The following is a 24,474-nucleotide window of genomic DNA, read 5'->3' as shown; positions in this document are numbered from 1 at the left end:
AATTTTCTATAACTATCTAATTTTAATGAATTAAATTATGATTTATTTTTATCACAACCATAATAATGCCGAATAAAAATCCAATATACCAAACTAAAAGCGATAAAAAAGCCAATAGCTCCTTAGCCTGAAATTTAAACCTAAAAGACTAGATTACAAAAATTATTTTTTAAACATCAGAACATACTGTAATTATAAATATTTTATACAAAAAGAACTTCTAATGCTTCACTCCAGATGAAAATCACATTGCTCGCAACCCTTCACGCTTCTTATCTTTTTACATTTTAGTTAAAAACATTGAATTGCTATGATTCAATAAAAATATTGCACACGATTGTTCTTTGTTTATACTTGAATTTCTTGTGACAGTTCAGAGACAAATTTTAATTTTTTATATTTTTATTATTAAATTACAATATATTAAATTTTAAAAAGTAAAAAATTAACTCAAAAAAACTGTTTCAAGTGTTCAGATTTAATTTTTAAGGAAATAAAAAGTCATTTAACCATAAATTTAATTTTTTTTATCGTGGAGCTTATTTTGGACCTTATTTCTAAAAAAACAGAGGCAATTTCTAACGAAATTGTAAACATTCGCAGAGATTTTCATCAGCATCCTGAACTCGGGCTTCAGGAAATCCGGACCGGGAATATTGTTGAAGGCTATCTTAAACAGTGCGGACTGGAAGTAAGACGCTGCCATGAAACCGGCGTAATAGGCATTTTGAGGGGCAAAAAAAAGGGACCGGCACTACTGATGCGAGCCGATATGGATGCCCTTCCGGTATCTGAAGAGACAGACCTTGAATACAAATCTGTAAACAAAGGCATAATGCATGCATGTGGTCATGATGCCCACACCGCTATCCTGCTTGGAGCGGCAAAACTGCTCTCTGAAATGAAAAATGAACTTTGCGGGACCATAACCTTCGTATTTCAGCCAAATGAAGAAAATGTGGGCGCGTTGGAAATGATTGAACAGGGCGCCATGAAGGAACCTGAAATCGACGCCTGCATGGCTCTGCATGTCTGGAACCAGCTTCCATTGGGAGTGATCGGCATCTCAGACGGTCCGACCATGGCCGGTATGTACCATTTTGAATTGGAAATTCACGGTAAAGGCGGACATACAGCCAACCCGCATGAAGCCAAAGACCCGGTGATAGCAGCCGCAGCGGTTATTCAGGGAGTGCAGTCTATTCAGACCCGTGAGGTCAACGCCCTGAGTGAGCCGATGGTCATCATGTTCGGCACAGTAAACGCCGGAACAGTTTCCAATGTTATTCCTGAAAAAATAAGCCTCGGCGGAACCCTTCGTTATTTATCATCAGGAGATGATACTGGTGAAAACAGTCCCCGTGGAAGATTTGAAAGGGTTGTGGCCGGTATCTGTGCAGCTCACAACGTTAGTTACGATCTTAATTTTTCAATAGGCCACCCTACACTTGTAAACGATCCTTCAATGGCCGAGTCCGTCCGGGAACTGGCAACCGAAAAACTGACAACTCCGCTTGAAACAAGGCCCATGGTAACTCTGGCCGGTGAAGATTTTTCTGAATTCGCCTGCCGGGCTCCAAGTGTTTTTTATTTTTTAGGGGCAGGTATTCCCGGCAGGGAAAACTATCCCCACCATCATCCCTGTTTTGAAATAGATGAACGGGTCATTCCGATGGGAGTGGAAATGCACGTCAGAGCAGCACTGCGTTTCCTTAATGCATAATCGTGTCTCCAAGAGGTGCGAAAAAGATATAACGGCAGAATATAATCAGCCGCATTCAGGGTAACTTTCAAACAATACGAGGAAAAAGCTGTGAAAAAATTAATCACTTCAGTACTCATCTGCATGCTTGTACTTACAGCATCGCTTGCCTTCGCCGCTCAGTACAAAGGCGACTCAATACAGGCCAAACTTGCTTCCGAAGAAATCGAAGGTGACTTCATGACAGTCTGGGCAAAAAATTTCGCCGAGCACATGAAAAAATGGTCTGACGGAAAAATTGATGTTGAGGTTTATCCCTACGGCACCCTTGGAGCATCAGGCGATATCAATGAACTGGCCCAGATGGGTGTAGTCCAGTTTGTATTCTCAGATTACGCATGGATCAGTTCTTTTGTTCCGCAGGCTCAGGTCTTCACTTTGAACTATCTTTTCCCCTCTGAAAACGTTCCTGAAATCCTGCACTGGATGGTTAAGAACGGTAAGCTTATGCCTTTGCTGGAAAAGAAGTTCCGTGCAAACGGACTGGTTCCTCTGTCCATAATGTTTGAAGGCTGGCAGTGGGTTACATCCAAGACACCCATCGAAAAAATGGCTGATATGAAAGGCCTGAAAACCCGCCTCATGTCATCCAAACTCCTTGTCGAAGGATACAAGGCATACGGAGCAAGTCCGACTCCCATGAGCTACGGAGAAGTTTACAGCGGACTTCAGATGGGACTTATCGATTCTCAGGTAAACCCTCTTTTCGCTGACAACAGCATGAAATTCTATGAAGTTCAGGATCACTTCACCCAGCTCAAAAACGAACCATTCATCGGTATACCGACTGTTAACGCCCAGTTCTTTGATTCACTTACTCCGGAAGCTCAGGCTGAAATGCGTAAATTCTGGACAGAATCAATCGTTCCCGCTGGCAAATGGATTACTGAACGCAATAAAAAGGACATGGAAGAAATCAAAAAAGCACGTCCTGAAGTCAAGTTTTCAACTATTTCACCAGAAGCAATCAAAGAGTTCAAAGCTGCTGCTGAGACAGTCTATCCTCAGTTTGTAAAAATGGGCGGCGAAGGATCACAGGAAATCCTCGATGCCTTCCTGCAGGATATCAAAGACGCCAAACAGGCTCTTGGAATGTAATAATTAATCAGGCGGCACGGTCAGCCGTGCCGCCTTACCGGACCTGCAAAATGCAGTTCAAGGAACGTCATGTCCACAAGCACTACTAAAACACCTGAAAAAAGCGCACTTGCGAAATTCAATTCCGCACTGGGCTTATGGGTAGACAGAATCGAGACGTTCACTCTCATTTTTTGTGTAGCAGCTCTTGCTCTGCTGCTGATGGTGAATGTCTTTGCACGCACCTTTTATCAGAGCATTTATTTTGCTGAAGAAGTTTCAAAATTTCTGGTCATACTGATCACCTTCATAGGCGTCAGCTACGGGGTCCGCAGAGCGCGCCATATCAGAATGGGAGCTTTTCTGGACGCAATGCCGCCTAAAATGGAAAAGGCTTTTCTCATTTTTATATCCCTTGTCAGTGCCATAACCATGGGAATCATGGCCTGGGCTTCAATGGATTATCTGCTGAACGCCATGAAAATGTCCCACATGACTCCGGCGCTGAGAGTTCCCAAGTGGACCTTCTATGTCGTTATACCTTTTGGATTCGGGCTTGCAGCCATCCAATACATAAGAACCATCATCAAAAATCTGGTTGAAAAAGATCCGTGGCTGTCTCCTGACCAGCAGAGTGAATATGAAGACGAGCAAGGAGTATAAGTAAATGGTATTTTTTGGAATAAACCTCGTGAGTATGCTCCTGATAGGTTTCCCTTTTATGGTGACCCTGCTGGCATCGCTTATAATCTATGTCTATATAAACATGCCTGCCTTTGCTCCCAAGCTGGTGATGACCATGGTCCAGCAGGTCATAGGCGGTATTACTCCTCCGGCTCTTGTCTGTGTGCCTATGTTCATCCTCAGTGCATGCTTTGTTACTTCCGGTGAATCATCAGCCAGAATGATCCGCATGCTCAAAACATTTGTAGGGCACCTTCCCGGCGGTCTCCCCATAACAACCAACGCGAGCTGTACACTTTTCGGAGCCGTATCCGGCTCAACACAGGCCACTGTTGCCGCAATCGGCGGAACAATGCGCCCGATGCTGCTTGAGGCCGGATACCCGAGTTCCTTTACTCTGGGGCTTATCATCAACTCAAGTGATATCGCTTTCCTTATTCCCCCGAGCATAGGATTCATTGTTTACGGAGTTGCCACCAGTACTTCAATTGGACAGCTCTTTCTTGCTGGTATCCTCCCCGGACTGCTTATTCTGGTGATGTTCTCGGCATACTGTTACGCCTACTCGAAATATAAGAAAATTCCGCTTCTTCCGAAAGCAGGATGGGATGAACGCATACATGCCATCAAAGAAGGACTCCCGGTTATGGGGTTCCCGGTTATCATTGTCGGCGGTATATATTCAGGACTCTTCAGCCCGACAGAAGCCGCTGCCGCAGCTGTTTTCTACGCATTGTTTCTTGAAACGGTAATTTACAAAAGCCTGAACCGTGAACGTGTAGTGGACGCACTGTTACAGACAGGAGTTATCACCGGGGTTGTCTTCATACTTGTCGGTGCAGGACAGGCTTTTTCGTGGATGATCGGTTTTCTCCAGATTCCACAGCAGCTTCTGCCTCCTCTTTTCGGGCCTGACCCGACAGTAATGAGGGTTATTTTCATTGTTGTCGCTTCATACTTTGTAGCCTGTATGTTCGTTGATCCGATTGTTGCGATATTCATCCTCAGCCCCATATTCCAGCCTTACGTTTTAAGCTCCGGGGTCAACCCGATTCTGCTCGGAACCCTTGTAACCCTTCAGGCTGCCATCGGGTCCGCAACGCCGCCATTCGGCTGTGACATATTTACAGCGCAGCTCATATTCCGGCGACCCTATCTGGAAGTAATAGGACATGCCCTGCCATTCCTTCTGATGCTTATTGTTGCAACCGTCATACTGGTTGCCTTTCCACAGATAGCCCTCTACCTGCCCGGACTCATGTCAAGCTAGGAAGAATTATGAACAACTGGAATCCTGACAAATCACTTTTGAAACGTCCCGCATATCTATCCCTTGTGGAGCAGATCAGTGACGCAATTCTTCAGGGAATGCTGGAACCGGGGGAACAACTTCCCCCCCAGCGTGAACTGGCGGAAGAACTTGGAATCAGCCTCCAGACTGTAAGCCGGGCTTATGAGGAACTGCGCAGGCGGGATCTGGTTCTGGGAGAGATAGGACGCGGAACCTTTGTACAGGCTCCGGCTCCGGTGGAAACAATGCCCTTCCGGGAATATCGTATGCCCGGAAATGTCGTTGACCTTTCAATATTTAAACCGGTGACCTCAAAAGTACATAAAAAATACATGAGTGAGGCTCTGAATGAAATAAGTCAGGAAATCCCTGACGACCTGCTGTTTTCATTCAGGCCGAATCAGGGTTTTGCAAGACATCTCAAAACCGCCTCCATCTGGCTCAATTTATGCGGAGTAAATGCGGATCAGGAGAGAATTCTAACCAACAACGGAGTGACTCAGGGAACACTGGCCGCACTCATGACCGTTTGCAAATCCGGCGACACTATTCTGGCCCCGGAGGTCGGACACCACTCTCTGCCTAATCTCTGCTCATATCTGGGAATAAGAATTAAAGGTCTAAAACAGGATGAGGAGGGAATAATACCGGATTCTTTTTCCAAAGCCTGTCAGGCAGGCGGAGTCAAAGCCGTCTATCTGATGCCCAATCTGGCTAATCCCATTGTTTCGCTGATGAGTGAGACAAGAAGAAAAAGCATCGTCGAGATAGCAAGAAGCAATGATGTTTTTATTCTGGAAAACGATGTTTTCGGACCACTGACCCCGAACACCAATCCAACTCTTGTTTCACTGGCTCCTGAAAGAACATTCTACCTGACCAGCTTTACCAAAAGCGTAATGCCCGGATTAAGATCGGGTTACATGGTTATCCCTGCCGGTATGATGTCCAGCGTACGCAACAGACTGCTGGCGACAACATGGATGGCAACCCCGCTCATGGCGGAAATTGCTGCCCGATGGGTGGAAAACGGCACTGCTAAAAAACTGGTTGGAATACAGCGGAAATCTTTGAACAAAAGACTTCTTATTGCCTCAAAGATTCTACAGAGTTTCAAATTCAACTCCCATCCTTGCGCCATGCATATCTGGGTTCCGCTGCCGGGCAGATGGAGAACATCGCCCTTCGTGGCACTGGCCCAGAAAATGGGGGTTGCCGTGGCTCCTTCAACCCCATTCGTGGTCAACCTTGAAACAGAAGTAAGGGCTGTCAGGGTTTCACTCGGATCGGCAAAGGAAAATGATTTTAAACGCGGACTGCGGATTCTGGCTCAGATATTGTCAATGGAACCGGAAATAACCGCGTAACCTTCTGCAATGGTTATTTAAAAATCAGGAGAAAGTATGAACTCAACTTCAAATGACAGCACCCGGACTGCACCGTTGAAATTCAGCGCTGAATCATCATTCATCAGAATAGGTCTTCTGCTGCTGTCCACTGATTTAACCACTGAAGAAGATTTTTACATGATGCGCAGAGACAACAGACTGCGCATCCATACGACAAGACTGGAATACGCAAACCCGGTGACTCCTGAAAATCTGCGGGCGACAACACCGCGCCTATCACTTGCAGCATCCATGCTTCCACCTGAAACACCGCTCAAGGCTGTTTATTATGGCTGCACTTCCGCAACAGCAGTTATCGGTGATGATATTGTAAGCAGTTATATCCATAAAGCCTTGCCCGGAGTTCCGATAATAACTCCACTGAATGCAGCAATAAAAGCCCTTGAAGCTTTGCAGGCAAAACGCATCAGTATTCTTGCTCCATACATTGCTGATTCAGTAAAGCCTGTAGCTGATTTTTTCAGACAACAGGGCTGTTCAGTGCAGAATGTTCTGGGTCTTGGTCTGGAAGATGACCGTGATATGGCCCGCCTTGAACCGGATTCCATAGTTGAAACAGCTGTGCAGGCAATGTCGAGCGATTCAGAAGCCCTTTTTATTTCCTGCACGGCACTGCGCTCTCCTGAAGTTGCGGCCCGGATTGAAGAAAAAACAGGACGTCCGGTGATCACCAGCAATCAGGCTGCGGCATGGCGGCTTTTTACCATGAATGGACTGGATCTTCCGGGAATTAAATTCGGTCGGCTGATGACCTTGAAAGGATAAAAAAATGCCAGAAGTAAGCATGCGTGAAGTATTAAAAGCACGCAATATAACCCGCAATATCATCCGTCGCACCCCCATGGTCCGCTCTGAAGGACTCAGCGAGAAAACCGGACATGATGTTTATTTAAAATATGAATTTCAACAGTTTACCGGAAGCTTTAAACTTCGCGGGGCTGCAAGCGCAGTCCTCTCACTTTCAGATGGAGACAAGAAGAAAGGTGTGGTCGGAGTTTCCACCGGAAATTATGGCCGGGCTCTTGCTTATGCCGCCCGTAAAAGCGGCGTAAAATGTGTCATCTGCATGTCCGAGCTTGTACCGGAAAATAAAATAAAAGCTGTGAAAGCACTTGGTGCGGAAGTCAGAATCACCGGAAAAAGTCAGGATCAGGCCCAGCTTGAAGTTGAGCGCCTTGTTTCTGAAAAAGGAATGATCATGCTCCCGCCCTTTGATCACCCTGATGTCATTGCAGGGCAGGGAACGCTTGGGCTTGAATGTATGGAAGACTGTCCACAGGCAATGGAAGTGCTGACACCTTTGTCAGGCGGAGGGCTGGCCGCGGGAGTGGCTCTTGCCGTCAAAAACATTGCTCCTGAAATCAAAGTAAGCGGTCTGACAATGGAAAACGGGGCTGCAATGTATGAAAGCCTTAAAGCTGGAAAACCTGTTCAGGTTGAGGAATTCCCAAGTCTGGCCGACTCACTCGGCGGCGGAATCGGCCTTGATAACCGCTACACTTTTCCCATGGTCCGCGACCTGCTGGATGACACCATTCTCCTGACGGAAGCGGAAATAGCCGCTGGTATCCGTTATCTTTACAAAGAGCATGGAGAAATTGTTGAGGGAGCTGGAGCCGTTGGCGTGGCTGCGATTCTCGCCGAAAAAATTTCAATAAGCGGTCCGACTGTAGTCATCTGTTCCGGGAAAAATATTGCTACGGAACTCCACTTACGGATCATTTCAGGTGAAACCCCTGATTTAAGTTTGGGATAAGTCTAAAGGAACAAAGGAAAATCATCATGGCCGAAATAACAATTCTTTCGGAACAGGAACTCCGCAAATTCATAAAACTGGATGAAAACGCAATAAATTGTGTGGAACAGGCCTTTAAAACTCTTTCCTCCGGCAGGGCTGTCATGCCGCCTGTTCTTCGTCTTGATATTGAAGAATACAATGGTGAGGTTGATGTAAAAACAGCCTACATGCCCGGCATGGACTGCTTTGCAATCAAAGTCAGTCCCGGTTTTTTCGATAATCCCAAGCGAGGGCTGCCCAGCCTTAACGGAATGATGGTTCTGTTAAACGCAAAAACAGGAATACCTGAAGCCCTCCTTCTTGATAACGGCTATCTCACAGCAGTCAGAACTGCCGCAGCAGGGGCTGTAGCCGCCAAATGGCTTTCCCGGAAAAATTCCACCACCGCAGCGATTATGGGAGCCGGAGAACAGGGACGATTGCAGCTCAAGGCTCTGAAACTTGTCCGCGATATCAAAACAGCTTCAATATGGGCCCGTTCGATAGAGAAAGCCCAGCTGGCAGCGGCAGAATTATCTGAAGATCTGGGCATAAAAATCACTGCGTATTCAGATGCTGAAAAAGCTGTAAAAGGTGCGGATATCATCGTCACGGCCACCCCTGCCACAGCACCTGTATTTTTTAAAGAAATGCTCGAACCCGGACAGCATGTAACTGCAATGGGTTCCGATGCCGGGCATAAAAATGAAATAGACCCCAAGGCAATCGCCGCGACAGATATTTATGCGGCGGATTCCCTCAGCCAGACTGAAATACTTGGAGAATTACACCACGCCCTTGAAGCCGGAACTATAAAATCAGAACAGAACCTGTGTGAACTGGGAGCGATCATCTCAGGAACAGCCGCAGGACGCTGTTCATCAGAATCCATAACTATTGCAGACTTAACCGGAACAGGAGTTCAGGACACCGCCATAGCCAATCTGGCATTAAACCGTGCCCGGACTCTCGGAACCGGAACACAATTCAACGCTTAAGGAGAAATCATGAGCGATAACGTCACTCCAACACTGTATTTTACCCGTGAAGAATATAATTCCAGACTGGCAAAAGTGCGCGCCAGTATGGAAAAAGCCGGTATCGACCTTCTTATGGTGACCGATCCTTCAAACATGGCTTGGCTCACCGGATATGACGGCTGGTCCTTTTATGTTCACCAGTGCGTGCTTCTGCCTCTGGATGAAGATCCTGTATGGTTCGGCCGCGGACAGGACCGCAACGGAGCAATGCGTACAACATGGCTCAGCCATGACAGGCTTTTCGGCTACCCTGACCATTATGTCCAGTCACCGGAAATCCATCCCATGGATATCCTATCCCAGATAATTAAAGATAAAGGCTGGAATAAAGCCCGCATAGGCGTTGAAATGGATAACTACTATTTCTCCGCAAAAGCATTTGCCACCCTGACCACACACCTCTCTGAAGCCACATTCAAGGATTCTACAGCTCTGGTTAACTGGCAGCGTGCGGTGAAATCCGAAACAGAAATAAAATATATGCGCAATGCCGCACGCATTGTCGAATCCATGCATAAGCGGATTCTGGATAAAGTTGAACCGGGCATGCGCAAATGTGATCTGGTTGCTGAAATCTACGATGCCGCTATCCGCGGAGTTGACGGAGCAGGCGGTGACTATCCGGCCATTGTTCCTCTGCTGCCTTCAGGTTCTGACGCATCCGCTCCTCACCTCACATGGGATGACGAACCAATGCAGAGCGGAATGGGTACATTTTTCGAAATTGCAGGCTGCTACCGCCGTTATCACTGCCCTCTTTCCCGCACAGTTTTTCTCGGAACACCCCCGGACTATTTCATAGAAGCCGAAAAAGCCATTCTTGAAGGTATGGACGCAGGTCTGGCAGCGGCAAAGCCGGGCAATACCTGCGAAGATGTCGCTCTGGCATTTTTCAATGTTCTTGACCGCTATGGCATAACCAAAGACAACCGCACCGGTTATCCCATCGGACTGAGCTACCCTCCAGACTGGGGCGAAAGAACAATGAGCTTCCGCCGTGGAGACAAAACCCCACTGCAGAACAACATGACATTCCATTTCATGACCGGTCTCTGGCAGGATTCATGGGGACTTGAGATCACCGAAAGTATCGTGATCACCCCTGACGGAGGGGAACCGCTTGCCAATCTTCCCCGTCAATTGTTTGTGAAAAAATAATTAAATCCGCCCGCCGGGATTCATAACCGGCGGGCGGAAACAGAACTAAATAAGGGAGAATTATGAATACCTCGCTTAAACTTGATGTTTATGACCTCAAAATTATTGATGTTCTTCAAAGAGATGGTCGCATCACCAAAGTAAAGCTGGCCGAAGCGGTGCATCTTTCTCCCACCGCCACCTGGGAAAGACTGCGCAGACTGGAAGAAGCCGGAATCATAACCGGGTATCAGGCCCGTATTGATTTGAACCGGATATCTCCAACCACTACGGTAATGGTTGAAATCACTCTTAAAAGACATCGCAGTGAAGATTTTAAAGAATTTGAAAAAGCTGTGCTGACTATGCCCGAAATAACCGGATGCTGGGCTACAGGCGGTGGAGTGGATTATATGATGCAGGTCGTGGCGGCAGACGTAAACTCATACCAGCGTTTCATGGACCAGTTGCTGGAAAGCAACGTGGGTGTGGACAGATATTTCAGTTATATTGTTACCAAGCCGGTCAAAGAAGTCTCGGCTCCGCCTGTAACTTCACTTGCAGAGGATTTATCCTGACAAAAGCATTCTGACCGAAAAAACACAGGCAAAATCACCCAAATTCAAACACACCATTGGTGAAAGCTGGAGTAGCATAGATAAATCTTCAAGGGGAAATCCGGCTGGCACAAAGCCCTCCCGAAAACCGTTTGAATGAAGAATTTATTACAACTTAATAAAGCAAAACATCATAAAATTTAATTTTATGGAAAGGAGATATTCATGAGCAAGACAGATTGCAAGCTTGGCACAAAAACCGTTTGGGCCGGCGAAGACAGACTTTTTGAAGGCAACGCAACACAGACTCCGGTAGTTCACAGTGTTTCTTTCGGCTATGACGACATGGAACAGTGGATGGACGTAGCTCTCGGCAAACAGGCCGGACACATCTACAGCCGTAACACCAACCCGACTGTTTCGGTTTTTGAAGAAAAACTGCGCCAGCTTGAAGGTGGAGAAGCAGCAACAAGCGCTTCAACCGGAATGGCTATCATTTCCAACACCCTTTTCTCTCTTCTGGCACCGGGAGACCGTGTTGTTTCCGTAAAGGATACCTACGGCGGAACCAACAGACTGTTCACCGAATTTCTGCCCAGACAGAACGTGAACGTAACTCTTTGTGAAACAGAAGATTTCGATGCGATAGAAGCTGAAGTAGCAAAGGGCTGCAAGATTCTGTATCTTGAAACCCCGACCAACCCGACTATTAAAATCCTCGACCTTGAAAGACTGGCTAAAGCCGGCAAAGCTGCTGGAGCAATAGTTATAGTTGATAATACTTTTGCAACTCCCATAAATCAGAATCCGCTTAAACTCGGAGCTGATCTGGTTTTGCACAGTGCAACTAAATATCTGAGCGGTCATGCTGATGCTCTCGGCGGAATCATCACCGGTTCCAAAGAGCTTATCTCCAAGATTTATGCTTATCGTGAAATCGTTGGCGGAACCATGCACCCAATGGCTGCCTACCTCATGATTCGCGGTATGAAGACCCTCAAACTGCGTGTTGAAAAGCAGAATGAAAATGCCATGGAAATTGCAAAATTCCTTGAAAACCATCCCGGTGTCGAGCGTGTCTTCTACCCCGGCCTTGAAAACCATCCCGGACATGACGTAGCTGTAAAGCAGATGAGCGGTTTCGGCGGTATGCTCAGTTTTATGGTCAAAGGCAACACTTATGAAGATGCCTGCCGCTGTCTGACCCGTTTGAAAATTGTTCGCCGCGCAGCAAACCTCGGTTCAGTTGAAACAATCGCAGGACCTCCGGCAACAACCAGCCATGTAGAATGCACCGCAGAAGAACGCGCCGCAATGGGTATACCCGAAAGTCTGATCCGCTACTCTGTTGGTATTGAAGACGTTGAAGACCTCAAAGCTGACCTCGATCAGGCTTTATCTTAAATATCTGAAAGGGAAGTGAGTATGAAGGCTCTCAGAGCACCTTCATACTCCCCCTGAAAAAACAATATTTTAATCTGTTAGCACTGATTACTGCACGGATTTCCGCTCATAGTCAAAACGGTTTTTATAAAGTCCGCTGTTTGTTACAGACAGGAATAAACAGCCAAAATCGTAAAAAAGCTGAACCGAAGATAACAGATTTAAATTGATTGTTTTCCCAAAAACCGGGTGATCATATAATTAATTATATGATCACCCGGTTTGTTCTTTTGTAATCACCTGTTCAATATTTTTTTTAATTATTAAACTTAAATTTCCAGCCATTCTTTGACACTAAAATAATAGAGCTGTAGATAGAAATACATCTCAGCTTATTATGAGAAGGATACCTGAACTAAAGTTTAAGACAGTTGTGAAAGCACTGTCTGCGTTCGATGCGGATGTCCGAACCTTTGAGTATAAACTAGGGCTTGATACAGCCCGGGGATAAGCACCACTGTGTTTATTCCAAGGAGATTTAAGTGAATTTTAAATCAACCAAACTGGCTTTCTTTTCCCCCACGGGAACATCCTCAGCCATTGCCAGTGCTGTGGCCAAGGGAATTGGAATAAAAAAAATTGAAATTTTCGATGCTACAAGACCTGAAATTCGTAAAAAGCCCTTAAAAACTGCGGCTGACGAACTTCTTGTTGTAGCTGTTCCGGTATATGCCGGCAGGCTTCCGGGAGTTCTGGACGACTGGCTTGAACTTATAAAAGCCGAAAAATCTCCTGCGGTATGCATCACCCTGTACGGCAACCGTGATTTTGATGACGCCCTTCTTGAGCTTAAAGAAAAAATAAAAGAAAATGGTGCCTTACCAGTAGCCTGTGCAGCTTTTATCGGAGAACATTCATTCTCGACAGCTGAATTTCCAGTTGCTGTAAATCGCCCGGACGAATCAGATCTGGCGAAAGCAGCAGAGTTCGGCAACCAGATTAAAGAAAAACTTGAATCTTTTGACCCTTCATCCTGTAGTGATATTTCCGTGCCGGGTAACACTCCTTACAAAGAGCGTCCGCCCAAAGCTCCGCTCGACTTCATTGCCGTAAACGATGACTGTATAAAATGCGGAGTTTGTGCAGATATCTGTCCGGTTGAAGCAATAAGCAAGGAGAACCCTTCGGAGACCGACATTAACAAATGTATCCGCTGCTGCGCATGCATCAAAGAATGCCCTGAAAATGTCCGCTCCATCAAAGAAGGACCTATTCTGGATATTTCCAAACGCTTAAATACCAACCTTAAAGAGCGCAAGGAACCTGTTTTCTTCTTTTAATAGGTATTAAGATCATAAAAAATCCCGCCCGGTTCAAATGACCGTGGCGGGATTTTTTTTCGGCAGGAATAAAAAAATCAGAGATACATGCTCCACAGCCATGACAAAGGCATAACGATAAGGAGTGCAGGTATCATATTGCCGACAGGAAACTGTTTGATACCGCAGATTCTAAGTCCTGTTGCAAGCATAATTATTCCACCGCAGGCAGAAAAGTCAGCAAGCATATCAGGCGTAGTCAATGGCAGAATAAGGGTTGAAGCATAGTACAGAGTTCCCTGAACAGCCAGCTGGGGGATAACCAGAACACCTATGGAAATGCCCATTGATGAAGCAAAAATAGGAGCTGTAAAAAAGTCCAGAATCGACTTTACATAAAGCAGTGTCGGGTCACCGGTCATACCTTCAGTCATTGAACCGTAAATACCTGTTCCACTAACGCAGAAAAGAACCAGCAGAGCGACAAACCTGTCTGAAAATTCGCCGGGGCTCATGGAATTATTAGGTTTAAAAACTTTTTCAACAATGGAACGGCTCAAGCCGGCAACTTTTTGAATTCCACTTTCAAGGCAGATAATTTCGCCGATAAGAGAGCCGAGAACTACTGCAAGAATAACAGGAGCAAGAAGCTTAACCTTAACAATCATTGCCACACCAAGCCCCATGGAGGCGCAGCCGAACACCATAGGCATTCTTTCACGAATATTGGCATTGAGCTTAGACCCCAATGCAGCACCGGCAAGAGTCCCCACTAGGAGGGCCCCGCCGTTAACGAGAGGACCAATCATTTCTAACCTTCTCTTGGGCACTCGGATATGCCCGCTATGTATTGATTTTAAGATCGAAAAAAGCACACAGTACCGACCTCGGAACAGAGCCGGTACATCAGATTAAATAAATCTCGAAGGAGTTAATCGTCAGCTTTCTGAAGTAAATCCAAATTCAATTTCTGATTTAGTATAAAAAACGCGCAAACCTTCTTCGTTAAAAAGATTCAACAAATTATCACACTCTTCAGGACTTAAAGCCATTGAGACCTGAACCGGCGGATCTTCGAGCTCAAAAAAATTATCGGCATGATATCTTCCATCATGTCCGAACCCCTCTTTACCAGAAAAGAGAGTAGCTCCGCGAACACCGAGTTTCTTTGCTTCTTCAAGAATAAAAGATGCAACAGAGACTTCACCATGTTTGCGGTTTTGCTGAGTAAAAAAAACAACAAGATATCCTTTCATAAGAAACCCGCTTAAGCAGATATGAACCTGCTTTCCAACTTGAGCCTTGACGGCTGTTATCTGCACAGCAGCAGAGAAAAACTACAACAACTCCTGAAAACCGTTAATAAATCACGGTTAAGACGTATGCTATCAAGATATTGAGAACCTGCGGCATAAAGCCGAAAACATATCAACGTCCGATTTCAGATAATATAATATCAGGACCTTGAACCCAGCCCTGACTTCTTACTTATACAAAATCAAACACCGGCAACAATGACGGCGGTCACTGTTCATCAATAAAAACAATTAAAGAATAAAAAAAGGACTGGTTGAAAGTTCTTCAAGACGCGCTTTATCCAGTACTTTTATAGTTCCCCGCATTTTTGAAATAAGCCCTGCTTCCTGAAGTCTGGAAATAACTCTGGCAGCAGTTTCTCTTGAAACGCCTGTCATTTCAGCAACATCACTATTGGTAAGAGGCAAATCCTCTCCTATTCGCGAGCAAAGCATAGCAAGAGCATTCAGAACTCTTGTCTCAGCACTTTCATCAATAATATCAAGGATTCGAGTATAGGCAGCATCGATCATGCCGCCAAGATAATTAAGAATACCTGCGGTAACTTCAGGATATTTGAGCACACATTTTCTGAATTTTTCGCATGGAACAGCAATTACAGTTGAATTCTCGGCAACTCTGGCTGAAAAAAATCTTACCTGAGGTTTAAAACAGGTAACGGCGTTAAGGGTCATGCCCGGAACAGCGATGACATAAGTAAAAATCCTACCTGAAGGGGCCTCTTTTGATAGAATTATCCTGCCCTTCTCAACAGCATAATAATAATCGGAGTCCTCTCCAGCTCTAAAGACATACTCACCTTTCTGAAAATAGCGCCTCTCGGCATATCTGGCCAGATCTTCAATTGCATGATCCGGGGCCAGATTTAAATTAACATCAGACTTTAATATCTTAACTATTCCTTCAATTTTATCCATCAGCAGTTTTGTTCCATTTATTTCAGCTTTAAATCATATATTATTGCAAAATATTATTTCTAAAATTTACGCATATCCTGATCAATTCTTCATCATTCATTTTTTCGGCTGCCAGACTTATTCTGTTTAAAGCGGCTTCAAGCTGTTCGGGTGCCAGAAGCGCTGATTCAGCCTGCACAAGTCGCGCAGCGGCGTAGTTGGCTTTATCAGGATCGCCTTCTTTTTGAGCAAGCTCTTTAACTCTTTTGAATCTTTTAATCTCAGGGCAGTGAAAAGAACCCAGATAGGCATATTCCAGAGCTTCAATTGATTTGCCTTCTTCCATCAGTCGCAGTGTAATTTTATCGTAAGCCGCACCCCATAAAGGATGTTCATTTAAAAGAATGGCTAACTCTTCTGAGGTTTCGGGCAAATAATGTTCTGTAAGCTGCTCCAGCTCAGGATCAACCATTATCATTTCGAGCCAGGGAGTAAATTCACATCTGAATCCGTCTTCGCGGGCAATCTTGTGCAGATCAGTTTTAAACCATCCGCAACACCTTGTATTCACCAGATTTAAATTTTCAGAGTCTCTCTTATTGCGCCCCGGGGTCATGCTTGCAAAATGCTCTATGACACTGCGGTATTCCAGATGCAGCCGACCACCTGCTTTACGAAGTCTGCAACAGAAATCAATATCTTCAAAACCGTTAACATAGTCCGGGTAAAAACATCCCAGTTCCAGAAATATTTTTCTGGAAACCATTAGTGCAGCAGCACTGAGGGCCTGTATTTTACGGTTTTTATTAACCACCAGGTGGCTGCGTGGAAAAAGAAAATATGGATGCTTCAATCCCCCGCCGGCATCAAAGGCTATGCCCAGATGCTGGACCCTGCCGCTTTCAGGAAAAAGGCACAGCGGACTGCAAACGTAGCTACTGCTATTTTTTCTAAAAAAATCGAGTAATGGAATAACCCAGTTTTCAGTAGCTCTGGTGTCATTATTTAAAAAAAACAAAAGCTCACCCCGGGCTTTCTCAGCTCCGAGATTACATGCCGGTCCAAAATTAATATTTTCAGCCAGCCTGATAAACTTAAAATTATCACCAAAAAGAGTCCTGCCAAGAAGCGGACAATCTACCGGAGTGGCATCAGTTGAGCCGTTATCAATAAAAATAACTTCAAAAAAACTGCCTCTCGTGTGTTCATACAGGCTTTGCAAACATCCTCTGGTGAATTCCCACAGATTGAAAGCCGGAATTATTATGGAGAGATACGGTTTTCGCATCAACAATAGATATAAGAGAGTATAACTTTTATCAATTAATTAAATTCACTCTCATATTTTCCAACTAAAAGGTCCGAAATATCCCTTTTAAGGCAATTCTAGCTGAAAACAAATTCAGCCAACCCGCATCTGAATTAATTTTTGCAAATCACCTCGTTCTTTAGTTGACATTGAATTTCAATATCATTTATACACTTTTCGAAACAAACCCCAAAAATCCAGGAGAAATTCATGTCCAAAGCTTTAATCGTTTTTGGTTCTACAACCGGTAATACTGAAAGTGTAGCTGATATTCTTTCTGAAGTGCTGGAAAAAAAAGGAATTGATACCGAATTAAAAAACGCGGCAGATGTTTCCGCCGCCAGCCTTTCAGATGGAAAAGATATCATCCTTTTCGGATGCTCCACATGGGGCGATGATGAAATCGAACTTCAGGACGATTTTATCCCTCTGTATGATGATCTCGAACAGGCCGGGCTGAAAGAGAAAAAAGTCGCAGTATTCGGTTGTGGGGACTCATCCTATACCTATTTCTGCGGAGCGGTTGATGCCATTGAGGAAAAGGCCGGAAAACTGGGAGCAGACATTGTAGTTGATTCACTCAAAATCGACGGCGATCCTTCCAGAAGTGAAGTGGAATCCTGGGCAGAGGAGGTATGCCAGAAGATATAACAACCAAGCCATATTACCTATTTATTGTTAGACGTCCCCCCACACAGGAACAGGGCCCGGAAAGCCATATCCGGGCCCTGACTTATAAACAGCAATAAAACACGCAGCAGGTCTGAACTCCTGCCGAGCGGTATCCCTTAAAAATTTCTATTAAATTTAATTCGACTCAAGTACTTTTTCAAAAGCGGGAAGTCCCGGTCCTCCGGAAACTGTTTTTACCCCTTCCAGCCACTTTTTATACATATCAGGATGTTTTCTAAGCCACAGCAGACCTGCTTTGACAGTTGTCAGAGAATCGTCATTCTTCATCATCAGCATGATCTGATTCATCATGGGTACAGTAAAAATCATCTGCTTAAGCAGTCTGGCGGCATTTGGATATTCGCTGTCAAATCCTTTACGGATATTTGTCCATACGGATGCGGTTCCATCATTTGAACCGAAAGTCTCATCGGTGCTGCCGGTGAGATAAGTCATATCAATTTTTTCATTCATACTGTGGGGAGCCCAGCCGAGAAAAACTATCCATTTTTTATCTCTGACGTAAGACTGGACCTGTGCCAGCATACCGGCCTCACTTGAAGGCACTACTGTAAATTTACCAAGGTTGAATTTATTTTTATCAATCATGTGCTGAACTATTTCGTTGCCGTCATTTCCTGCTTCTATGCCATATATCTTCCAGTCCAGTTTTTCAGCGAAGCGGGCTATATCTTTGAAATCTTTTAATCCGGCCTGAGCACAATAGGTGGGAACTGCGAGTGTGTATTTGGCTCCGGACATATTTTTAACATATTTTAGGACCGAACCATTTTTAAAATATGGATTGCAGATAGAATTCTGGGAAGGGAGCCAGTTGCCCATAAAAGCGTCAGCATCTCCGCTTTCCATTGCTTTATAGGCGATGGGAACTGAAACAAGAAAATTTTCAGCCTCATAACCGAGACTTTTGAGAATAGATACTGCAAGATCTGTTTTAACGGTAACGCCGGTCCAGCCGACACTTGCAATTTTAATAGGCCGCGCGGCTGCTGCTCCGGCAGGGAAAGAAAAAAGAACAGTGATCATAAAAAGAACGGCGCAGATACGCCTGAAGGGGTCTAACATCATAACTCCCTGGTTAAAGTTAAGGGGTGAACCGCATAAACCTCTCTGCGGCACACCCCGGCGTAATAAAATTTACCCTCCTGAAACTCCGAACCAGTTCAGAGCCTTGGTGGAATAATTCTTAAATATATGTTTGACTTCGGTGTACTCTTCAAGACCTACATGACCAAGTTCACGTCCGAGTCCGGATTGTTTGTATCCGCCCCACGGAGCCTGAACAAAGTAGACGTTGAAATCATTTATCCAGACCGTGCCGAACTTCAAAGCCCTTGAAACTCTTTCCATGCGCTCAGGATCACGGGTCCAGAATCCGGCAGAAAGCCCGTAAATAGTATCATTTGCAAGTCTCACAACTTCTTCCTCGGTCTGAAAACGCTCAACAGTTATGACCGGGCCGAATACTTCTTCCTGCACGATTTTCATATCACTGCTGCAATCTGTTATCAGGGTCGGTTCAAAGAAGAAGCCCTTTTGCAATTCCCGGTTTGACGGTCTTTTGCCACCGAGAATAATTTTTGCTCCATCCTGCACCGCAACAGGCATATAGCTTTCGACCTTGGCAAGGTGTTCCGCTGAAATAAGCGGTCCCATTTCTGTATTTTTTTTAAAACCGCTGCCCATAACTATCTTTTCCATACGGGCTTTCAGGGCTTCAACAAATCTGTCATGAATTCCACCCTGAAGCATAAGCCTTGCCCCTGCCGAACATATCTGCCCGGCATGGAAAAAGACCGCATTCAGGGCATAATCCAGAGCCACATCAAAATCAGCATCATCAAAGATGATATTCGGATTTTTACCGCCAAGCTCAAGAGCTACTTTTTTTACATTGGAAGTAGCTGCCCGCATAATGGTCTTGCCTGTTGCAATACCTCCGGTAAAAGATATCAGATCAACATCAACACTCTCAGAAAGCTCCGCACCGACTTCAGCTCCGGGTCCGAGCACTAAGTTTACGACCCCTTGCGGAAAACCGCATTCTTCTGCCAGTTGCGTAACTTTTATAGCTGTAAGCGGCGTAATTTCGCTGGGCTTCATAACTACGGTATTACCGGCAGCCAAAGCAGGGGCCAATTTCCATGCGGCCTGTAGCAGCGGATAATTCCATGGGGAAATCTGCCCGCAGACACCAACGGGTTCCCGGACAACAACGCTTGCGGAATCAGGCACAGGTGAAGCAATAACTTCGCCGCCGTCTTTATCGGCCAGACCTGCAAAATAGCGGAATATTCCGGCGATATCGTCCATGTCCCAGCGGCTTTCCTCCACTGTTTTACCGGTATCAAGGCTTTCAAGCTCCGCCAGTTCTTCACGGTCACGCTCAATAAGCTCAGCAAGTTTGTAGACAAGTCTGCCCCGGTCACATGCCGGAGTGGATGCCCATTTTCCATTATCAAAAGCAGCTCTTGCCGCCTTGATTGCAAGCGCGGCATCTTCACGGCTTCCTTCAGGTACAACCGCAATGACAGACTGATCGTAGGGATTTATAATCTCACGGGTTTTACCGGAAACAGAATCAACCCAGCTTCCGTTGATAAACATTTTACCTTTGATCATAAGACCTCCAGACTCTTTATTCGCCATGTTTATAAAACGGGGCATTTTCTGCAGGAAGCGGTGTATTTCCAAGTATGATATCCGCAGCTTTTTCAGCAATCATCATTACCGGAGAATAAATATTACCGTTGGTGACGTAAGGCATGACTGAAGCGTCAACGACTCTCAGTCCTTCAACCCCATGAACTCGCAGTTGCGGATCGGTTACAGACATTTTGTGTGTTCCCATAGCGCAGGTGCAACTCGGGTGGTAGGCCGACTCACCTTCACGGGCCACAAAATCAAGAATCTCCTCATCACTCTGGGCCTGAATTCCCGGAGCAAGTTCGTCTCCTCTGAATTCGTCAAAAGCGGGCTGGGTCATTATCTCTCTGGTTTTGCGGATAGCCTCAACCCATTCGCGGCGTTCTTTTTCAGTTGAAAGATAATTGAACAGAATACTCGGGTATTCCCTGGGGTCACTGGATTTAATTTTTACATGCCCGCGCACGTCACTGTTCATCGGGCCAACATGAACCTGATAGCCGTGACCGGAGTTTGGAGCTGAACCGTCATATCTGATGGCTATGGGCAGGAAGTGGTATTGCAGGTTGGGGTATTCAACCTCATCATTACCCCTGATAAATCCACCGGCCTCAAAATGATTTGTAGCTGCGGCACCCTTGCGGGCAAAGAGCCACTTGAGCCCGATTCCCGGCTGATTATACCACTTGAGAGCGGGATACATGCTGACAGGCTTTTTGCAGGCATACTGAACATAAAGTTCCAGATGATCCTGAAGGTTTTCTCCCACTCCGGGCAGATTCTGAACAACATCAATTCCCAGAGCGGAAAGCTCCTCAGCATTACCTATGCCTGAAAGTTGCAGCAATTGCGGAGAATTGATGGCTCCACCGCAGGATATAATTTCACCGCCATAGGCTTTTTTAAGCTTTCTGCCTTTAACATACTCAATACCTACAGCTTTTTTACCTTCAAAAAGGATACGGGTCGCCATGGCTTTACATATAACTGTAAGATTTTCACGATTTTTAACAGGATGCACATACGCTCTGGCAGCATTCCAGCGGCGGCCACGGTAAGTATTACGATCAAATTTTCCGAATCCTTCCTGCTGGTAACCGTTGACATCTTTAGTGACTGGATATCCGGCCTGCTGCACGGCACTGAAAAAAGCATCAAAAAGAGGATTATCACATTCGGGTGTCGTCAGATAAAGCGGTCCCACTGCGCCCTGATATTCATCAGCCCCGGCCAGACGGCCTTCAAAGCGTTTGAAATATGGCAGGCACTTTGAGTAAGACCACTCTTCCATACCATCGTCCTTGGACCATTTTTCATAGTCCATGGCATTACCGCGGATATAGATCATCCCGTTTATGCAGCTCGAACCGCCAAGCACCTTACCTCTGGGCTGATATATGCGCCTGTTGTGCATATATGGTTCCGGGTCTGATTCGTACCACCAGTTATAAGTTTTCCCGGCAAGAGGATAGGTCAGAGCGGCAGGCATGTGGATTCTGAAATCAAGCCTGTGGTCTGTTCTTCCCGCCTCAAGAACCAACACTTTGTTTTTAGGATTGGCACTCAAACGATTGGCAAGAACAGATCCTGCCGATCCTCCGCCTACTATTATATAATCATAGCTGGTCATACGTTTCTCCATTCAATTTATTCAGTTAAAAACGGAACAGATTCCAGCCCTTCACGTTCTTTGATTCCCTCCACGCAGTTCCGCAGAAGGATGTAATGGTTGCTTACAAAAGAAAGGGCTTTCATTGTTTCGCCCTGTGCTATGGCCCGTGCTGTGTTTTTCCAGTTTGTTGCGGCCTGCTCCCGAAATGCGGGAGCCTCGTACAGGGCATAATCATTGGAGCTGAACCCCATTTGAAGCGCGCTCATAACCCACTCGAAAAGATTATTTCCGGCCATTCTGGCAAGCATGACATTCAACTTCCGGTCAAGTTCTCCGACTTCGTGGAAATCGGGATCAGCGCAACCAAGCAGTGAAGCGAACTTTTCAGTCTCGCTCACAAGTTCTTCCTTCTGCTCAGGGGTACCACGCTGAACAGCCAGAATTGTGATGGTCCTGTCCATGCTTTCACGGAATTCTATCAGCGATTCAGCTTCAACCGGCTGCTGCTTAAGAAACAGAGCAAGCGACTCCGAAACATTCGACACCTCGAGCTGCCGAACATAGGCACCGCCTTTAACCCCTTTGCGCACCTCAAGCAGACCTTTCTGCTTAAGTGTTTTAATGGCTTCCCGAATAACCCCCCGGCCTGTTCCGAATTGAACCTGCATATCCCTTTCGCTGGGCAGCCGTTCACCGGGAGCGAGTCTTCCATTTAAAATTGAAGCTTCAATCTGCAACGCAATATCTTCACTGGCTCTTCCGCCGGTGACAGGGTTGAACATCTTTTCATCAAGTGGATCTTTTTCATTCATTGGTATTACCTTTTAATTCTTCGAAGGCCTTAAAAGCGGGTAAAAATCAAAAATAAGCTGTTTACCCGCTCAAATGGCACTACCATTCTAGACAGTTAAAATTAATTACGTCAACCATATTTTCAAAAAATCTTGTTTAAATTTAAATATTATTTCAATTTTATTCAATTAAATAAATATATTACAGCATGTATTTCATTTTAAAATTACCTATCAAGCAAGAGTTTGATCACTTTTTAATGGTACAACCATTTAGATATTCTTTGCTTTATGCCGGAGCAATGGTCAACCATTTCATAAGCACCTGAGAAAATTCTCCACAGCGGATCAGACAGTGTAAAAATTAACGGATGCAGTTTCAGGAATAAAATTTGACCGGAATTTCCAATGTGATTTCCTAAAATATATATTTTCCATGATTTGAGGGGTGGAAATGGATTTTTTTGAGTGTTACAGAATCATAAAAGTTCATCAGAAGACTTCCCTTCCCCTCATCACACTCACAAGGAGTTGCACCATGTACTGTCTTTTTTCTTTTAACAGTGAACAAATGTGCTTCGTACACGTCCTGCTCAATGCTCTTGATCTGGACGCCAAGGGCAAAACAGTAAAAATTGTTATCGAAGGTTCCTCAGTAAAGCTGGTCCCGCAGCTTGAGCAGGAAACAAATCCTTTCCATGCCATGTACCTTGAAGCCCGTGAAAAAAATCTCATTGCCGGTGTATGCAAAGCCTGTTCTTCTAAAATGGGCGTGCTGAGTGAGGTCAAGGATTCCGGGCTTCCGCTGCTTGATGATATGTCCGGGCATCCTTCAATGGAAAGTTTCATCCAGCAGGGCTACACAATCATAACCTTCTGATAAGGGCTGATTCTGACGCTGGATATGGCTGAGATTCGATTTAAATAGAGAAAAAATAAAAAAATGTAATTTTTATGAAAAATATTGTTGACATCGAAACGTGTCGGCGATAGAAAGCATCTTCCTGAGGGCGGATAGCTCAGTTGGGAGAGCATCGGCCTTACAAGCCGAGGGTCACAGGTTCGAGCCCTGTTCCGCCTACCACCTCAGATATTTAAGCGTTGCTTAACGCGCTTATTATATATGCGGAGTCGTAGTTAAGTTGGTTATAACGCCGGCCTGTCACGCCGGAGGCCGAGGGTTCGAGTCCCTTCGACTCCGCCACTTTTCGCAAAAAGGGCATCAATCGAAAGATTGATGCCCTTTTTGCGTTTTGGTGTGTTGGGGTAAGTGGGTGGATTATCTAAGCTCGACTACCACACCACGCATTCAACATATTTATCAATCACATACGTTCGCCATATATTAAAATAGATATAATTAATATAAATACACCTTGAATCCTATTTATATGGGTCTACACCAAACAAAGGGGCGCAAGCCAGATTGACCAAATTTCCAACTGTTGATTCTAATATCTACTACCCGCACAAAATCCGGGTCTACACCAAACAAAGGGGCGCAAGCCCGATTGACCAAATTTCCAACTGTTGATTCTAATATCTACTACCCGCACAAAATCCGCACACGCAGCCGATAATTTTCAAAATTTCTAAACCCGTATGCCCGCCTCTGGATGAGCTTCATTTTGCGATGAAATCCTTCGGTTGTTCCGTTGTTTTTGCTGTAGCGAAACATTCGGGCCACTTCCTCTTTCCAGCTGTTCAGAGTTCTGCCAAGCGTTCGAAGCGGAGTAAAAGGACTCTGCTGAAGTTGATTGATTTTATCAAGCAA

At 45.3% G+C, this 24,474-nt stretch carries 23 protein-coding genes and 2 tRNA genes; 16 read left to right on the top strand and 9 right to left on the bottom strand.

Going from position 1 to position 24,474, the window contains the following annotated elements; all coding sequences use genetic code 11:
- The first annotated feature begins 544 nt into the window (after window positions 1-544).
- The 12 genes from G496_RS0108225 (at window position 545) to G496_RS0108165 (ending at window position 13,457) form a co-directional block, all read left to right on the top strand.
- Window positions 545-1,723, top strand: a complete 1,179-nt coding sequence (locus G496_RS0108225; protein ID WP_027178862.1) for a M20 metallopeptidase family protein — start codon at window positions 545-547, stop codon at window positions 1,721-1,723.
- Between the two features lie 90 nt (window positions 1,724-1,813).
- On the top strand, window positions 1,814-2,860 hold the full coding sequence (gene dctP / locus G496_RS0108220) for a TRAP transporter substrate-binding protein DctP (RefSeq protein ID WP_027178861.1): 1,047 nt from the start codon (window positions 1,814-1,816) through the stop codon (window positions 2,858-2,860).
- Window positions 2,861-2,929: 69 nt separating this feature from the next.
- Window positions 2,930-3,502: a TRAP transporter small permease gene (locus G496_RS0108215; RefSeq protein ID WP_027178860.1), complete on the top strand. Its 573-nt coding sequence runs from the start codon at window positions 2,930-2,932 to the stop codon at window positions 3,500-3,502.
- Window positions 3,503-3,506: 4 nt separating this feature from the next.
- Window positions 3,507-4,793: a TRAP transporter large permease gene (locus G496_RS0108210; protein ID WP_027178859.1), complete on the top strand. Its 1,287-nt coding sequence runs from the start codon at window positions 3,507-3,509 to the stop codon at window positions 4,791-4,793.
- Between the two features lie 8 nt (window positions 4,794-4,801).
- Window positions 4,802-6,181, top strand: a complete 1,380-nt coding sequence (gene ehuR / locus G496_RS0108205; RefSeq protein WP_027178858.1) for a MocR-like ectoine utilization transcription factor EhuR — start codon at window positions 4,802-4,804, stop codon at window positions 6,179-6,181.
- A 36-nt stretch (window positions 6,182-6,217) separates the two neighbouring features.
- On the top strand, window positions 6,218-6,988 hold the full coding sequence (locus G496_RS0108200; protein ID WP_051294926.1) for an aspartate racemase/maleate isomerase family protein: 771 nt from the start codon (window positions 6,218-6,220) through the stop codon (window positions 6,986-6,988).
- Between the two features lie 4 nt (window positions 6,989-6,992).
- Window positions 6,993-7,979 carry a hydroxyectoine utilization dehydratase EutB gene (gene eutB / locus G496_RS0108195; protein ID WP_027178856.1) on the top strand — a complete coding sequence of 329 codons (987 nt, stop codon included), beginning with the start codon at window positions 6,993-6,995 and terminating at the stop codon, window positions 7,977-7,979.
- A gap of 26 nt (window positions 7,980-8,005) precedes the next feature.
- A complete protein-coding gene (gene eutC, locus G496_RS0108190) occupies window positions 8,006-8,998 on the top strand; it encodes an ectoine utilization protein EutC (protein ID WP_027178855.1) in 993 nt (330 codons plus the stop codon).
- Window positions 8,999-9,007: 9 nt separating this feature from the next.
- Window positions 9,008-10,198, top strand: coding sequence for an ectoine hydrolase DoeA (doeA, locus tag G496_RS0108185; RefSeq protein WP_027178854.1), 1,191 nt, complete (start codon window positions 9,008-9,010; stop codon window positions 10,196-10,198).
- 62 nt (window positions 10,199-10,260) lie between these two features.
- Window positions 10,261-10,755: an Lrp/AsnC family transcriptional regulator gene (locus G496_RS0108180; RefSeq protein ID WP_034632808.1), complete on the top strand. Its 495-nt coding sequence runs from the start codon at window positions 10,261-10,263 to the stop codon at window positions 10,753-10,755.
- 204 nt (window positions 10,756-10,959) lie between these two features.
- Complete coding sequence (locus tag G496_RS0108170; RefSeq protein ID WP_027178852.1) at window positions 10,960-12,138, top strand: cystathionine gamma-synthase family protein; 1,179 nt, start codon at window positions 10,960-10,962, stop codon at window positions 12,136-12,138.
- A 521-nt stretch (window positions 12,139-12,659) separates the two neighbouring features.
- Entirely contained in the window at window positions 12,660-13,457 is a 798-nt protein-coding gene (locus G496_RS0108165) for an EFR1 family ferrodoxin (RefSeq protein WP_027178851.1), read from the top strand.
- Between the two features lie 77 nt (window positions 13,458-13,534).
- Here the strand turns inward: G496_RS0108165 and G496_RS0108160 are convergent, their stop codons facing one another.
- From G496_RS0108160 to G496_RS20545, 4 genes are all read right to left on the bottom strand, one after another.
- Window positions 13,535-14,245, bottom strand: a complete 711-nt coding sequence (locus G496_RS0108160) for a DUF554 domain-containing protein (RefSeq protein ID WP_027178850.1) — start codon at window positions 14,243-14,245, stop codon at window positions 13,535-13,537.
- Window positions 14,246-14,374: 129 nt separating this feature from the next.
- Window positions 14,375-14,692 (bottom strand): DUF190 domain-containing protein, encoded by a 318-nt coding sequence (locus tag G496_RS0108155; protein ID WP_027178849.1) that lies wholly within the window; start codon window positions 14,690-14,692, stop codon window positions 14,375-14,377.
- A gap of 291 nt (window positions 14,693-14,983) precedes the next feature.
- Complete coding sequence (locus tag G496_RS0108150) at window positions 14,984-15,670, bottom strand: Crp/Fnr family transcriptional regulator (protein WP_027178848.1); 687 nt, start codon at window positions 15,668-15,670, stop codon at window positions 14,984-14,986.
- Window positions 15,671-15,710: 40 nt separating this feature from the next.
- Window positions 15,711-16,937, bottom strand: coding sequence for a glycosyltransferase family 2 protein (locus G496_RS20545; protein WP_084407521.1), 1,227 nt, complete (start codon window positions 16,935-16,937; stop codon window positions 15,711-15,713).
- Window positions 16,938-17,168: 231 nt separating this feature from the next.
- Here G496_RS20545 and G496_RS0108140 point away from each other — a divergent pair, with 231 nt between their 5' ends.
- Window positions 17,169-17,609 (top strand): flavodoxin, encoded by a 441-nt coding sequence (locus G496_RS0108140; RefSeq protein ID WP_027178847.1) that lies wholly within the window; start codon window positions 17,169-17,171, stop codon window positions 17,607-17,609.
- Window positions 17,610-17,765: 156 nt separating this feature from the next.
- Here G496_RS0108140 and G496_RS0108135 read toward each other — a convergent pair whose 3' ends face one another.
- From G496_RS0108135 to G496_RS19195, 4 genes are all read right to left on the bottom strand, one after another.
- Window positions 17,766-18,716 (bottom strand): glycine betaine ABC transporter substrate-binding protein, encoded by a 951-nt coding sequence (locus G496_RS0108135; protein ID WP_034632804.1) that lies wholly within the window; start codon window positions 18,714-18,716, stop codon window positions 17,766-17,768.
- Window positions 18,717-18,788: 72 nt separating this feature from the next.
- Window positions 18,789-20,273, bottom strand: a complete 1,485-nt coding sequence (betB, locus tag G496_RS0108130) for a betaine-aldehyde dehydrogenase (RefSeq protein ID WP_027178845.1) — start codon at window positions 20,271-20,273, stop codon at window positions 18,789-18,791.
- 16 nt (window positions 20,274-20,289) lie between these two features.
- The gene (gene betA / locus G496_RS0108125) at window positions 20,290-21,927 is read right to left on the bottom strand and encodes a choline dehydrogenase (RefSeq protein ID WP_027178844.1); all 1,638 of its coding nucleotides are present in this window, start codon (window positions 21,925-21,927) and stop codon (window positions 20,290-20,292) included.
- A 17-nt stretch (window positions 21,928-21,944) separates the two neighbouring features.
- Window positions 21,945-22,721 carry a FadR/GntR family transcriptional regulator gene (locus G496_RS19195; protein ID WP_034632801.1) on the bottom strand — a complete coding sequence of 259 codons (777 nt, stop codon included), beginning with the start codon at window positions 22,719-22,721 and terminating at the stop codon, window positions 21,945-21,947.
- 517 nt (window positions 22,722-23,238) lie between these two features.
- Between G496_RS19195 and G496_RS0108115 the strand changes: the two genes are divergently transcribed.
- The 3 genes from G496_RS0108115 (at window position 23,239) to G496_RS0108105 (ending at window position 23,904) form a co-directional block, all read left to right on the top strand.
- Window positions 23,239-23,580, top strand: coding sequence for a DsrE family protein (locus G496_RS0108115; protein ID WP_027178843.1), 342 nt, complete (start codon window positions 23,239-23,241; stop codon window positions 23,578-23,580).
- A gap of 128 nt (window positions 23,581-23,708) precedes the next feature.
- Window positions 23,709-23,784: transfer RNA gene (locus G496_RS0108110), tRNA-Val, on the top strand.
- Window positions 23,785-23,827: 43 nt separating this feature from the next.
- Window positions 23,828-23,904, top strand: a tRNA-Asp gene (locus tag G496_RS0108105).
- Window positions 23,905-24,246: 342 nt separating this feature from the next.
- Here the strand turns inward: G496_RS0108105 and G496_RS0108100 are convergent.
- The coding region (locus tag G496_RS0108100) for a transposase (RefSeq protein WP_027178842.1) at window positions 24,247-24,474 on the bottom strand (228 nt) is incomplete at its 5' end.

This window comes from Maridesulfovibrio bastinii DSM 16055 (assembly GCF_000429985.1).
GTDB lineage: Bacteria > Desulfobacterota > Desulfovibrionia > Desulfovibrionales > Desulfovibrionaceae > Maridesulfovibrio > Maridesulfovibrio bastinii.
This window is presented reverse-complemented; position numbering and strand designations above follow the sequence as displayed.